The sequence below is a fragment of the Nocardioides sp. QY071 genome (assembly GCF_029961765.1).
Classification (GTDB): Bacteria; Actinomycetota; Actinomycetes; order Propionibacteriales; family Nocardioidaceae; genus Nocardioides.
Genome location: NZ_CP124681.1, coordinates 183,083 through 196,419, shown reverse-complemented (window position 1 = coordinate 196,419; position 13,337 = coordinate 183,083). Strand labels below are relative to the sequence as shown.

General features: G+C 73.9%; 13 protein-coding genes. 6 read left to right on the top strand and 7 right to left on the bottom strand.

Going from position 1 to position 13,337, the window contains the following annotated elements:
• Nucleotides 1–2 precede the first annotated feature (2 nt).
• Entirely contained in the window at nt 3–2,540 is a 2,538-nt protein-coding gene (locus QI633_RS00920) for a CHAT domain-containing protein (protein WP_282427807.1), read from the bottom strand.
• Between the two features lie 106 nt (nt 2,541–2,646).
• Here QI633_RS00920 and QI633_RS00915 point away from each other — a divergent pair, with 106 nt between their 5' ends.
• Nucleotides 2,647–4,077, top strand: coding sequence for a S8/S53 family peptidase (locus QI633_RS00915; RefSeq protein ID WP_141796355.1), 1,431 nt, complete (start codon nt 2,647–2,649; stop codon nt 4,075–4,077).
• Nucleotides 4,078–4,162: 85 nt separating this feature from the next.
• On the opposite strand, the gene QI633_RS00910 is transcribed toward QI633_RS00915, so the two are convergent.
• Both QI633_RS00910 and QI633_RS00905 read right to left on the bottom strand, forming a co-directional pair.
• Complete coding sequence (locus tag QI633_RS00910) at nt 4,163–4,639, bottom strand: hypothetical protein (RefSeq protein WP_141796356.1); 477 nt, start codon at nt 4,637–4,639, stop codon at nt 4,163–4,165.
• Nucleotides 4,636–5,208 carry a sigma-70 family RNA polymerase sigma factor gene (locus tag QI633_RS00905; RefSeq protein ID WP_141796357.1) on the bottom strand — a complete coding sequence of 191 codons (573 nt, stop codon included), beginning with the start codon at nt 5,206–5,208 and terminating at the stop codon, nt 4,636–4,638. Before QI633_RS00905 ends, QI633_RS00910 begins: the two co-directional genes overlap by 4 nt.
• A 192-nt stretch (nt 5,209–5,400) precedes the next feature.
• Between QI633_RS00905 and QI633_RS00900 the strand changes: the two genes are divergently transcribed.
• A complete protein-coding gene (locus tag QI633_RS00900; protein ID WP_141796358.1) occupies nt 5,401–5,787 on the top strand; it encodes a hypothetical protein in 387 nt (128 codons plus the stop codon).
• A 111-nt stretch (nt 5,788–5,898) separates the two neighbouring features.
• On the opposite strand, the gene QI633_RS00895 is transcribed toward QI633_RS00900, so the two are convergent.
• The gene (locus QI633_RS00895) at nt 5,899–6,405 is read right to left on the bottom strand and encodes a MarR family transcriptional regulator (RefSeq protein ID WP_141796359.1); all 507 of its coding nucleotides are present in this window, start codon (nt 6,403–6,405) and stop codon (nt 5,899–5,901) included.
• A gap of 9 nt (nt 6,406–6,414) precedes the next feature.
• Entirely contained in the window at nt 6,415–6,912 is a 498-nt protein-coding gene (locus QI633_RS00890) for a hypothetical protein (protein WP_141796360.1), read from the bottom strand.
• A gap of 82 nt (nt 6,913–6,994) precedes the next feature.
• On the opposite strand from QI633_RS00890, the gene QI633_RS00885 reads away from it, so the two are divergent.
• Nucleotides 6,995–8,233: an MFS transporter gene (locus QI633_RS00885; protein WP_260805662.1), complete on the top strand. Its 1,239-nt coding sequence runs from the start codon at nt 6,995–6,997 to the stop codon at nt 8,231–8,233.
• A gap of 81 nt (nt 8,234–8,314) precedes the next feature.
• On the opposite strand, the gene QI633_RS00880 is transcribed toward QI633_RS00885, so the two are convergent.
• A complete protein-coding gene (locus QI633_RS00880; RefSeq protein ID WP_282427806.1) occupies nt 8,315–9,820 on the bottom strand; it encodes an FAD-dependent oxidoreductase in 1,506 nt (501 codons plus the stop codon).
• A 56-nt stretch (nt 9,821–9,876) separates the two neighbouring features.
• Between QI633_RS00880 and QI633_RS00875 the strand changes: the two genes are divergently transcribed.
• The 3 genes from QI633_RS00875 to QI633_RS00865 are packed head-to-tail and all read left to right on the top strand — an operon-like array spanning nt 9,877 to nt 12,125.
• Nucleotides 9,877–10,542, top strand: coding sequence for a TetR/AcrR family transcriptional regulator (locus QI633_RS00875; RefSeq protein ID WP_141796363.1), 666 nt, complete (start codon nt 9,877–9,879; stop codon nt 10,540–10,542).
• Nucleotides 10,539–11,189: a class II aldolase/adducin family protein gene (locus tag QI633_RS00870; RefSeq protein WP_141796364.1), complete on the top strand. Its 651-nt coding sequence runs from the start codon at nt 10,539–10,541 to the stop codon at nt 11,187–11,189. Before QI633_RS00875 ends, QI633_RS00870 begins: the two co-directional genes overlap by 4 nt.
• Nucleotides 11,190–12,125 (top strand): sugar kinase, encoded by a 936-nt coding sequence (locus tag QI633_RS00865; protein WP_282427805.1) that lies wholly within the window; start codon nt 11,190–11,192, stop codon nt 12,123–12,125.
• Here QI633_RS00865 and QI633_RS00860 read toward each other — a convergent pair.
• Entirely contained in the window at nt 12,071–13,336 is a 1,266-nt protein-coding gene (locus QI633_RS00860; RefSeq protein ID WP_282427804.1) for an MFS transporter, read from the bottom strand. The genes QI633_RS00865 and QI633_RS00860 overlap by 55 nt on opposite strands.
• Nucleotide 13,337 lies beyond the last annotated feature (1 nt).

Below are 13,337 nucleotides of genomic sequence, written 5' to 3'. Positions count from 1 at the left end.
GGTCACACGCCCAGCGCGAGGAACGCCGCCGCGGTGCCGGCCGCGACCGGATCGCCCGCTGCTCGGCGGCGTACCTCGCACAGGGCGGTCGCCGGGTCGCTGCCGTCGGCGAGCGCGGCATGGAGGCCGACCATCAGGTCGGCGGTCGCGTCGTCGTTGACCTCGCCGACGCTGCACACCAGCCCGGCCGTGCCGAGCGAGAAGAGCGCCGCCGCCAGCCCGAGCAGCTCCTCGGCCCCGACCGGCGCGAGCACGCCGGACTCGCAGGCGGAGAGCACGACGCGGTACGGCGCCCGCGGGACCCGCTCCAGGTCGTGGACCGTCAGCGGGCCGTCGGCCAGGTCGAGCGCCGAGAACAGCGGGCTGTCGGCCCGGAACCGGCCGTGCGCGGCGAGGTGCACCAGACCGGCGCCGTCGAGGTGGGCCAGCACCGCCTCGAGCGTGGCCCGCGGCCCGTCGAGCAGGACGGCGTCCGGGTGGCGCTCGGCGAGGACCGGCACCTCCGCGCCGCCGCTCGCCAGGGCCGGACCGGCCACGAGCACGGTGCCGGCCTGCTGCGGGGCGGGCGTGGCGCGGGCCCGCAGCCACTGGCCGGCCGAGGGGACCACCGCGAACGGCCGGTCCTGGAGGGCCGGGAGCAGGGACCAGGCCAGGCCGTGCAGGCGGGCCGTCGGGGCGAGGGTCACAGGGGCGTCGGGGAGCAGTCGGACCGCGTCGCCGAGGACGGCCTGCTGCAGGGACCGCCCGATGGTGGCGGTGTCGGCCGGCCGGCCCCGGGCCGCCCGGCGCAGCAGCATCCCTGCCGGGCCGAGCAGGGCGGCGATCTCGGACGTCGTGCCGGCGACCCGGCGTCGTACCTTGCCGGCGTGGGCGACCACGACGTGCAGGCTCCCGTCGACGTCGACCAGCTCCACCAGGCAGGTCTCGCCGGTCGCCGCGACGATCTCCTCGACACTCGTGGGCCGCTGCTGGGTGGCCGTCGTCGCCGACAGCGTGTGGCTCTCCGCCCGCACCGCCCGCTCCAGCCGCCGCCGCTCCCGCTCGAGCTCCTCGGTCGGCGTACCCTCCTGTCGGGCCTCGGCCAGCTGGCGCCCGTTGTCGCGCAGCGCCGCGAGCGAGGCCGGGATGGTCGCCGCGTCCGAGGTCGCCGGCGGCTGCGCCAGGGCCGTCGCCCGGGTCCGCTCGCTCCACCGCAGCAGCGTCCTTGCGTCGGATGCCGCATGGCGCAGGGCGATGGTGGTCAGCTCGCGTCCGTGGGTCGTCGCCAGCGCCCTGAGCTCGGAGGAGCCGATCAGGCGCCGGTGCTCGTCGATCGCGTCGAGTCCGGCTGCCGCCGCCCGGAGGACACCGCCCCGGTCGTGGGTCTCCTCGCGGGCCAGGCCCTGGGCGTGCCAGGCGGCGGCGCGGACGAGGGCGTTGGGGTGGTGGCGGTACGACGCGGCTCGGGTCCAGAGATCGATGCGGTCGGCGCCGCGGGCGAGCCGGCCGGCGAGGGTGAGGGCGAGGGGTGCCTCGGGTGCTCCCTCGGTGTCGAGTGCCTCGGCCACACCCCGAGCTTCTGCGGCCGCGCCGCGGACCTCCCCCGCGCGCACCCGAGCCTGCAGCAGGGTCGCCTGAGCGCGCCGGGCATACCAGGTGCGTCCGGCGTGCTCGAAGCCGCGCCGTGCTGCCCGGGCCTCCTCGATCGCGTCGGGCGGACGGCCCGCGGCGAGCAGGGCATCAGCACGGAGCAGCTGCAGCTCAGCACGGTCCATCTCGGTCAGGGAGGTGGTCGCGAGCCGCTGCCCGAGGACAGCCGCTGCGTCGTCGGCCAGCCCGGCCGCGAGATGGACGCTCGCGTTCTGGCCGACCAGCTCGGCCCGCGGCTCGACGCCGAGCTCGGCGCAGAAGCGAGCGGCCTCGGCACCGAGGCGGAGGCTGCGCACCAGGTCGCCCCGGGCGGCAGCGATGTCGGCGAGGTTCTCCAGGACCGAGATCCGCTCCCAGACGGTCTCCGGACCGTCGTACAGTCGCCCTGCCGACTCGGCCTCCTCCTGGGCGTCGTCCAGCTGTCCGAGGTGGAGCAGCGTGTGAGCCAGCCAGATCCGCGCCCGGGCCTCCCACACAGAGTCGTCGAGCGCGGAGAAGCTTGCGGCCGCGTCGCGGAGCACCGCGGCCGAGTCCGCGAAGCGTCCCGTGGTGGCGAGCACTCCTGCCATCCGCACGGCGATCCGTGGGGCGACGTGGCCACTAGCGCCGGCCATCGCCCTCTGCAGCTGGACCAGTCCTTGACGCGACCGGCCAGCACACGCCAGAGCCGTCCCGTAGGACGCGCGCACGTCGCGCTCGCGGTCGGCGTCTCTCGCCAGCTGAGCTGCGCGGAGCCCGGCCCGCAGATGCGTGTCAGCGAGCTCCGCCTGTCCGGCGTCCCGCGCCACGATGCCCAGGCACTGGTGGGCGTAGGACAACACGGCCGGGTCCGCCGAGCTCGTCAGCAGGTCCTCGGCCTGCCGACGGCCCCGCTCCGGGTCGTCGATGGCCAGCTGCAGCAGTTCCTCCACGGGCCGCCTCGCTGCGGTGTTCAGGTGCTTTACGGCGGTCGCCGCGCAGGTCTACGTTAGCGCCGACGGCGGCGCCGACCGCCAGTTCAGCCTCCGAGGAGTGCCCGTGAACGACCCCCAGCGCCCCGGTCTGCCCCTCTCGGTCCTGCGCGGCATCCTGCGCCGGCTCGGTCACGGCCGACCGGACCCCCACCGTCCCGATGTCAGCCGGCCGGACGCCCAGGACAAGCTGGCTGCCGAACGGCTCCGCATCCAGGTCGGCGTCATCCGGGCCGCCCTCGAGGACGTCTCCGGAGCCCCGGCCAAGGGCAACCGGCCGCCGCGCGACGACGCCGACGTCACCTACCTCTACCGCCGCGGCCACGCTCTCGTGCCCGACGAGCTGGTGCCGCGGCTGCGCGACTACTTCGCCTCCGACAAGAACCGAGACCGGTTCGACGGCGAGCTGGGCGAGGGCGAGCGGCTGACGGACGGACTGGTCGACGTGTCCCTGCCCCGGCGTAACGACAAGCAGGACGACGTCCTCGCGACCCTCGACGAGCTCGAGCGCGAGCAGGTCGTCGAGCGGGGCACCATCACGCCCGACCACGTCGTCTACGTCACCACCAAGGGCTTCTTCTGCCCGGCGACCGAGCCGGAGGTGCCCCGCCAGAGGCTGCCCCAGCCCTGGCCGCCGCAGTCGAAGTCACGCCACGAGGTGCCGGCAGATCGGAAGGTGCGCGTCTCGGTCGTCGACACGGGTCTGTGGACTGCGGCCGTCGGCAGCACGACGTCCCCCTGGCTCGAGGCGGACGACATCTTCGCCGACGCTGCCGACGAGGAATCGGTTAACCCTGCCGCGATCCACCCGTACGCGGGGCATGGCACCTTCGTCGCGGGTGTCATCAGCTGCATCGCCCCGGAGACCCGGGTCGAGGTCGAGGGCGCCCTGGTCCACGGCGGAGCCGTCTACGAGTCGCGGATCTGCCGTCAGTTGGATGACGCCCTCCACGACGACGACCCGCCCCAGCTGATCAGCATCTCGGCCGGCACCCACACCCGTGGTGGCCATCCGATGCTGTCCCTGGTCCAGCTCGCCCAGAACCACAAGCTCGACGAGCGCGACGACGTACTGATCGTGGCCGCGGCTGGCAACGACGCCAGCAGCGAGCCGTTCTGGCCGGCGGCGTTCGCGACGCAGTACCCATGGGTGGTTTCGGTCGGCTCCGTCGATCCCGATGCCGGCGTCTCGGACTTCTCCAACGTCGGCGACTGGGTCAGTGTCTATGCGCGGGGTCGCAACCACGTCAACGCCTTCCCGAAGGGGAGCTACACCTGCTACGAGCCGCCGAACATCGGCGAGGTCCGCACGTTCGACGGGCTGGCGCAGTGGAGTGGGACGTCCTTCTCCACGCCGGTCGTCACCGGGCTGATCGCCGCGCGGATGCGGGAGACCGGTCAGTCGGCGAGGGAGGCGTGGACGGACGTGCTCGCCACCGCCACATCCCGTACCGACCCGCGAGGCGGGGCCATCAAGGTCGTCGGCCCGCTGACCTGACCTCCGCACGCACCTGACGAATGGGCTGCAATTCGCACTGATCCACAACCCATTCGTCAGATGCGAAGCGAAAACCCGACCCGCGCTACAGCGTCACCCACGGCGTGGTGAGCGACCACCCGCCCTGCTCGACCACGAACCGCACCGTCCCGGCCCGGACCCCCTCGAGCCGGAAGAAGCCGGCGGCGTCCGCCTCGGCACTCAACGCGTCGGCCTCGGGGCGCTCGAGGAGGACGGAGGCGGGCTCCACGGCCGAGGCGGCGGAGCCGGTGCCGATCACCTGGCCGAGCAGGGTCTCGCCGTCCACCTCGATCTCGAGGGTCAGGCCGCTGTGGCCGAAGGACAAGGTGCGCGGCTCGCCCCCCTCACCGGCGCCGGAGCGGACGGCGGCGCCGGCGTCGAGGGCGGAGTCGTGGAGCAGCTCGGCCAGCTCGGCGTCGACGGAGCGCCAGGTGAAGGCGGCGCGGGCCGCCGTACGCCGGCGGTCACTGACGGCTGCCTCCTCGGCGACCGCCTCGCCGAGCAGGGTCATCAGCTCGTCGTCGTCCAGAGGACCGGTCACGGGGTCACCTCCACCAGTCGGCGCAGTGCGGGGGTGCGACGCAGCTGCTCGAGCGCGCGGGCGCGGGTCGGGCCGATGCTGCCGACGGGGATGCCGAGGCGGCGGCTGATCTCCTCGTAGCCGACGGGTGGGTCGGCGAGGAGGAGCAGGAGCAGCGCCCGGCGGGCCTCGGGGAGCGCGGCGAGGGCCTCGCGGAGCAGCTGGCGGCTCTCGGCCGCGAGCAGGTCGGTGCCGGCGGCGTCGTCGACGACCGCGTCGAGGCCGGAGGCGTCCTGCGGGTCGACCGGGCGCACCCGGCCGCGGGCCGAGAGCAGTCGCAGGCACTCGTTGCGGGTCGTCGTACGGATCCAGCCGGGGAGCGCCGCGGGCTCGCGCAGGTCGCCGAGGTGCTCGACGAGGCGCAGCCAGACGGTCTGGCTGACGTCGTCACCGTCGGCCTCCGAGAGCCGGTGGCCGCGGATGATCGCATCCACCAGCGGGAGGAAGCGGTCCACGATCGCATCCCATGCATGCTGATCTCCTTCCCGCGCCGCGGGGACGAGCGCTGACAGCGGTGAGTCGACGTCCACACCCGACCCCCTTCCCGTGACGCGGAAGCTTGCGGATGCATCGTCCCGCACATCGGACCCGCGAGCCAGCACCGTTGATACGTCGAGATTCCCGGTATCACCGCGACGCCCCGGCGCCTCCTCCTTCCAGCGCCCCCCGAACACCCCATCACCCCTCGCGGCACTCCCGCGGCTCCCCGGAAGGAACCCGTCATGACCTGGACCGAGACCCACGAACGCACCCGCATCATCCGCGAGGTCGAGGCGGCCGCCGCGACCGACATGAGCGGCGCGCTGCCCTGGCGCGAGGAGTGGCGCCCGTACTTCGACGGCCCGACGGCGCTGCTGGCGGCGCTGCGAGCCCGCTGGCAGCACATGTGCGAGGCGCAGCTCGACGCCCGGACCGGCGAGGACGAGCTGCAGGACACCTACGCGCGGCTGCGTCGTACCGAGGCGGCCGTGCTCCTCATCCTGCGACGGTACGACGCCGGCTCGCCCGGTGCGCCCGTCGTCCTCGGCCTGGCGGGCCCGCGGCCCACGTCCCTCCCGCGGCGGACCCGCCGGTTCCACCTGCGGGGCGGTCCGGTCCTGCCTGCCTAGGGCGTGACCGACCGCCGTCCTCGCGTTCTCGGCCTGTGGGGGGTCGGTGCGACGCGAGCGGGTGGCCCGTCCGGACGCCGGACGGGCCACCCCCTTCCCAGGCTCAGCGGCTCAGCCCTCGCGCTCCTCGGAGCGCACCGTCACCTTCTTCAGAAGCCGGTTGAGGGTCGCGAGCTCGCGCTCAGTGAGGGCCTCGGCGAGGTCGTCCTCGGCGCGACCGCGCAGGTCCATCGCCTGGCGCCAGACGGCCATGCCGGACTTGGTGACCTCGACGATCACCCGGCGGCGGTCCTCGACGGCCGGGATCCGGCGGATCCAGCCGGCCTTCTCCAGGCCGTCGAGCCGCCCGGTCATCCCCGCGCCGGACACCCCGAGCTCGGTGGCGAGCTCGGTCGGCGACGCGGAGCCTGGGGTGTCGCGGATCATCAGCACGTGCAGGGTGTCGTACTCGAAGTCGGTCAGGCCGACCTCGGCGACGGCACGCTGCTTGGCCCGGCGCAGGTAGCGGTCGATCCGGTTGACCCGGACGAACACGCCCTCGACCGCCTCGTCGAAGGCCAGGTCGAGCCAGTGGTCCTTCCACCGCGCGACGTGGCGGTCCGTCCAGTCCTCGGCCATGGGCGAACGCTACTGCGGGCGCCCTCGCCAGCGGCCGACGACGCCCGCGCCGACGAGCATCACCGCGACCAGCGGGAAGAGGTACTCGGGCAGCGAGAACCAGAAGTACGTCGACGGCAGGTCTCGCGTGAAGTCGAAGAAGCTCGGCACGTCGACGAGGTACCAGACGAACGGCAGCAGCCCCCAGACGAGGCCGGCGAGCACCGGTCCCAGGCCGGACAGCCGGGCGCAGGCGACCACGGCGAGCAGGATCAGGGCACCCGCGACCATCTGGAGCAGCTCGCTGCCGCCCTCGGAGCTGTCCAAGGTCCGCGCCAGCTCCTGGCGATAGCTCCCCGCTCCGTGGTCGAAGACGAGCACGCCGACGGGGGTCAGCACCAGTGCGACCACCGCGCTCATGAGGTGCCGCAGCACCATCGACGTGCGGCGTCCGGACGGCGGCGGGACGAACGGGGCCGGCCCGCTCGACGGCGGGGGCGGGGCGTAGGGGGCACCGGAGTCGGTCATGGGCCGATCCTGCCCCGCCGGGCCGCGCAGCGAAACTGATAGTTCGCTGGCGAATACTTAGATACCGAAGTACTCTGCTCCGGTGACCACGCCCTCCCCCTTGCGCTCGCGGGACTTCCGGCTGCTCGTCGGCGGTGTCGCGGTGAGCGGCCTCGGCTCGGCGATGACGCCGGTGGCGCTGGCGTTCGCGGTCCTCGACCTCGGCGGCACGGCCACCCAGCTGGGCCTCGTCGTCGCCGCGTTCTCGGCCGCCGAGGTCATCACGATCCTGTACGGCGGCGTGCTGGGCGACCGGCTCCCCCGCCAGCTCCTCATGCAGGGCTCCTCGGCGGCCACCGCGGTCAGCCAGGCCGCCTGCGCCGCCGTACTGATCACCGGTCACGGCTCACTGTGGTTCCTCACCGCGATCGGCGTCGTCAACGGCTGCCTCGGCGCGGTCGCCCAGCCCGCGTCCAACGCGATGACCCGCTCGACGGTCACCGACGAGCAGCTGGGCCGCGCGGTCGTGCTGCGCAGCCTGGCCAACCAGACGGCGTTCGCTGTCGGCTTCGCGATCGCCGGTGTCATCGTCGCGGTCACCAGCCCCGGTTGGGCGATCGCCGTCGACGCGGTGACGTACGCCGTCGCCGCGGTGCTCTTCGCGATGATCCGGGTGCCGGCCTCGGCGACGGCCGGGCGCGAACGGCTCCTCGCCGAGCTCGCCGACGGCGCTCGCGAGGTGTTCCGGCACACCTGGCTGTGGCTGCTGATCGGGCAGGCGCTGCTCTACCACCTGTGCTTCGGCGGGGTGCAGGGCGTGCTCGGCCCGATCGTCGTCAGCGACACCTGGAGCAAGGAGGCCTGGGGCTGGACGCTCTCGGCGCTGATGGCCGGCTTCGTCGCCGGCGGCCTGGTCGCGCTGCGCTGGCGACCGCGCCACCTGCTGCGCTGGGGCGTGGTGATGCTCGCGTTCACTGCCGCCTTCCCACTCGCCCTGGCGGTCGCCGGCGACCTGTCCGTCGTGCTGGTGGGCGCGTTCGTGCACGGCGTCGGACTGCAGCTGTTCAGCGTCAGCTGGGACCTGGCGATCCAGGAGAACATCGCCGAGGACATGCTCGCGCGGGTCTACTCCTTCGACACGGTCGGCTCGTACGTCTGTCGCCCGCTCGGGCTGGCACTCACCGGTCCCGTCGCCGCCGTCGTGGGCACCGACCGGTGGCTGGTCGCCGTCGCCGCCGTGATCGGGCTCAGCTCGATCGCCGCGCTCGGTGCGCCCTCGGTGCGACAGCTGACCCGTCGTACGACACCCGTGTCCGTGACTCCGGAGCCTGCACGCACCTGAAGCTGGCCGATTCCGCGCCGCGCCCCATGCGTTTTGGTCGCGACAACTGCGAAATCACGACCAGAACGTAGGGGGTGCGGTTCAGGTGAGGGAGTCCAACACCTCCTGGGCCGCGCGCTTGCCGGAGCGGACGGCGCCGTCCATGTAGCCGGTCCAGTACGTCGAGGTCTCGGTGCCGGCCCAGTGCACCCGGCCGTGCGGCGTACGGATGTGCCGGCCGTGGGTCGACATGACGCCCGGCGGGTAGATCGCGGTGGGGCCGCCGCCGGTCCACTGCTCGCGGGTCCAGTCGTGCTCGGTGTAGTCGATCGGGTGCAGCGCCTGGACGCCGAACATGGCGGCGAAGCCCTGCAGGACAGCGGTACGACGCTCCTCGAGCGAGCGGTTGCCGAACTGCTGCCACGCGGAGCCGCCGACGAACGCGAGCAGGACGCCGTGGCCGGTGTCGGCGACGTGGTTGTCGAAGGCGACCCGGACCGCGCCGGACTCGGCGATGCCGAAGCCGGTGAGCCCCTTGTCGCGCCAGAACGGCGTCTCGTAGACGGCGTCGCACTTCATCAGCCGGCCCATCTGGACCTGCTCGAGCAGCGCCTGCCGGCCAGCGGGCATGGCAGGCGCGAAGCCGATGCCGAGGACCTGCTTGGGCGGGGCGGCCACGATCACGCGGCGGGCCTTCACCTTGCCGCGAGCGGTGTGCACCCGGACCCGGCCGTGGGCGGGCTGCACGATCCTGGTGACGGCGGCGTTGAGCGCGATCCGCTTGCCGAGGCGCCGGGCGAGCTCGAGCGGGACCCGTTGGGAGCCGCCGACGAAGCGGCTCTCCTGCGCGCCGCCCGCGGTGTCGGAGTTGCGCTCGAAGGTGCCGGGGGTCGTCTCGTTGCCGGAGCAGGCGATGTAGTGCAGCACGAAGAGCAGCGAGACCTGGTCCGGGTCGGCGCCGAAGCCGGGCTGGGTCCAGGACTGGATCAGCTTCTCGATCCCCGAGCTGTTGAGGGTGTTGCGGCGCAGCCAGTCGCCGAGGGAGATCGCGTCCCACTCGGCCGCGCGCGGGTGGGACCAGGGCGCGTCGACGGAGAGCTCCTGGGCGAACCCGTTGAGCCGCTTCAGCGCGAGCGCCGCGTCGAGCAGGATCGTCGGGTCGGGCGGGACGGTGCCGGTGAACTCCATCCGGCCGAGCAGCGAGGACAGGTAGACGTTCTTGCCGGTGACGTACTCGTCGAAGGTGGCGATGCCGAGCTTGTGGGCGAGGCCCTTGACGTGGTCCTGGGTCGGGCCGACGAAGGCGCCGCCGGCCTCGATGGTGCCGCCGGTGGGGAGCTCGTGGTTGAGCACCCGGCCGCCGACCCGGTCGCGGGCCTCGACGACGAGGACGGAGTGCCCGGCGCCGCGGATCCGGCGCGCGGCGACCAGTCCGGCGAGGCCGGCGCCGACCACGACGACGTCGACCTTGCGCGGGAGCCTGCCCTTGCGTACGCCGGCGTGGACCTCCGCCTCCAACGCGTCGAGGGCGAGCAGACCGAACGTCGCCGCGCCGCCGGCGAGCAGGCCACGGCGGCCCAGGGTGAGTCGCGGGTCGATGGTCTGCACGTCGCCTCCGAAGATGAATCTGTGTCAGGTTCGGGTTCGGAGGCTACACTTCGGGCATGCCTTCCGCCACCGTTGGATCCAGCGCCGGTCCGAGCGCCGGTCCGAGCCGCCGCCGGGTCCCTGCCCAGGCCCGGTCGCGGGAGCGGGTCGAGCGGATCCTCGAAGCAGCCGCCCGGCTCGTGGTGACCAACGGCGTCGACGGCCTGACGACACGCTCGATCGCGGAGGCCGCCGAGCTGCCGGTCGCCTCGCTCTACCAGTACTTCACCGACAAGGAGGCCGTGCTCCTCGCGCTCTGCGAGCGCGACATGGCCGAGATGGACGACCAGGTCGCCGGCGACCTCGCCGCCGTCGAGGAGCTGACCGTCGCGTCGCTGGTCGACACGGTGATGCGCGCGTTCGTGAAGGTCTACCACCGGCGCCCGGCCTTCATGCAGATCTGGATGCGCGGACGCACCAACCCCGCCATCTACGACTACGGCCGCCACCACAACCGGCGTACCGCCGAGAGCCTGCTCGCCTTCGGCATCGAGGCCGGCCTGCTCACCGCCGGTGGGTACGACGAGGAGCAGCTCGCCACGATCGCCGAGCTCGCCGTCGAGGTCGGCGACCGCGCCTTCCAGGTCGCCTTCGAGAACGACCCGCGGGGCGACGGCTTCCTCATCGACCAGGCGATCGCGCTGGTCGCCGGCTACCTGGACCAGATCGCCACCGGCCGGTGAACGAGGCCAGGGCGGCGGTCGCGGCCGCGTCCCGCCGGCTCGCCGAGGCCGGCCTGCTCGTCGGCACGGCCGGCAACGTCAGCGCCCGCGTGGGCGACCTGGTCGCGATCACCGCGACCGGCGTACGCCTCGGCGCGTGCTCACCTGACGACGTCACCGTCGTCGACCTCGACGGCGCCGTCATCGAGGGCACCCTCGCTCCGACCAGCGAGCTGTCCCTCCACCTCGGGGTGTACGCCGACGGCCCGACGGAACAGCAGGGCGCGGTCGTCCACACCCACGCGCCCTTCGCCACCGCACTCGCGTGCGTGCTCGACGCGCTGCCGGTGCTGCACTACCAGCAGCTCGCGCTGGGCGGCGAGGTCCGCGTGGCGCCGTACGCCACCTTCGGCACGCCCGAGCTCGCCGCCGCCGTGCGCACCGCGCTCGCCGGTCGCAGTGCCGCCCTGCTCGCCAACCACGGCTCGGTCACCCTCGGCGGCTCGCTCGACCAGGCGGTCGAGAACGCGCTCCTGCTGGAGTGGCTGTGCCAGCTGCACCACCGGGCCAGTGCCCTCGGCACGCCGCGGGTGCTCACCGAGGAGCAGCAGCTCGACGTCATCGAGGCCGCGCTGTCGCGCGGCTACGGCAGCACCCAGGAGATCTGAATGAGCATGGTGGTCGCCGCCGTCGGCGTGCACGTCCTCGACACCCACGTCCTCGGGATCGATTCGATCCCCGAGGGCTCCGAGGGCCAGCTGGTCGAGACGATCCGGATGTCGCCGGCCGGCACCGCGGGCGGCACCGCCGTGGTGCTCAGCCGGCTGGGCGCGAGTGTCCGGTCGTACGGCGCCGTCGGCACCGACCCTGTCGGCGACACCCTGCTCGCGCTGCTGGCCCGGGAGGGCGTCGACGTCGCCGGACTCGTGCGCAAGGACTCCGCGCAGACGTCGGCGTCGGTGCTGCCGGTGCGCCCCGACGGCGACCGCCCGGCCTGGCACTGCATCGGCACCAACGGCGCGTTCACGCTCGACGACCTGCCGTCCGACGTGCTGTCCGGCGTGACCCACCTCCACCTGGGCGGGCCGGAGTTCCTCGGCGGCGACGCGGCCGGCGAGCTGCTCGCCCGCGCCCGCGCCGCCGGCATCACCACGTCCGTCGACATCCTCGCGCCGGGCGACCCGGACATGCTGGCCTGGATCGCAGCGGCCCTCCCCCACACCGACCACCTGCTCCCCAACGACGAGCAGGTCCTCGGCTTCACCGGCGCCACCACCCTCGCCGAGGGGGCGCAGGCCCTGCTCGCCGCGGGCGCGGGCTGCGTCGCGGTCACCCAGGGCGCTCGGGGCGCGCTGGTGGCGAGCGCCGACGGGGTGACGGAGGTGCCGGCGTACCCGATCGAGGTGGTCGACACCACCGGCTGCGGCGACGCCTTCTCCGCGGGCTACCTGCGCGGGCTCGCCCTCGGCAGGACGCCCGTCGAGGCGGCCGCGCTCGGCTGCGCCACCGCCGCGCAGGTCGCGCAGGGCTTGGGCACCGACGCGGGGAGCTACGACCTGGCGGCGGTCGAGGCCTTCGCGGAGGCCGCCACCACGACGACCTGAGGGCGCTCGTCGATGGTCCGCCACGCCGGCGACAGCAGGGGCGCCATCGTGGTCACGAGGTAGGCGACCCCGAACAGCATCAGGCCGGCGGACAGGCCGGTGCCGGTGACCGCCAGACCGGCGAGCAGGCCGCCGAGCGGCATCAGCGACCACGACGCGGCGAGCGACAGCGCGCTGACCCGGCCCATCGCGTCCTCGGGGATCCGCTCGAACTGCACGGCGCCGAGGACCGGGTTGATGAACCCGGCACCGAACCCGGCGACCACGTGCACCAGCGCGACCAGCCACAGCGGCGCACCGACGGCGAGCACGATCCAGCGCGGGGCACCGGCGAGGAGGTAGCCGACGAGATACGTGCGGAACCGCGGCAGTCGCTCGGCCCGCCAGGTCGCGAGCACCGAGCCGACCAGGGCGGCACCGCCCCGGCAGGCACCGAGGAGGCCGATCGCCGCCGGGCCACCGCCCACGTCGTCGGCCCAGACCGGCAGCATCACCGACGAGTAGCCCTGGTCGAGCAGGTTGGTCACCGCGACCATCACCATCATCGCGAGCAGCACCGGGTCGCGGCGCAGCACGTCCCATCCGCCCCGCAGCTCGGCGAGGTACGACGACCCCTGCGGCTCCGGCCGCACGCTGCCGACCCGACGGGTCGCCACCGCGAGCACCGCCGCGCAGGCCAGGAAGGAGCCCGCGTCGACCAGCAGCGCAGTCGCTGGCCCGAGCACCGCGACCAGGCCGCCGCCGACCGCCGCACCGACCAGTGCGGAGAGCCGGTCCGTCGTACCGACCAGGCCGGTGACCCGCTCGGTGGGCAGCCCGACGTACCGCACCAGGGAGGGGACCATCGCGTGCCGCGCGGCCTCGGACGGTCCCCGCAGGGCACCGGTCACGGCCACCAGCGCCACGAGCACCGGGAAGTGCAGCCAGCCGGCGGCGTACGCGATCGGGACGGCGGCGACCGCGATCCCGGACGCGACGTCGAACCCGATCGCGACGCGGCGCGCGCCGGTGCGGTCGATCCACGGTCCACAGAGGGCCTGGGCGAGCACGAGCGGCAGCAGCCCGGCGAACGCCACCAGGCCGGTGCGGGTGGCCGACCCGGTCGTGGTCAGGACCAGCCACGGCACGGCGATCTGCGAGAGCCGGGTGCCGGCGAGCGAGATGGCGTCGGCGGCGAGGAAGCCCGCGAGGGCGCCCGAGCCCGCCCGCACG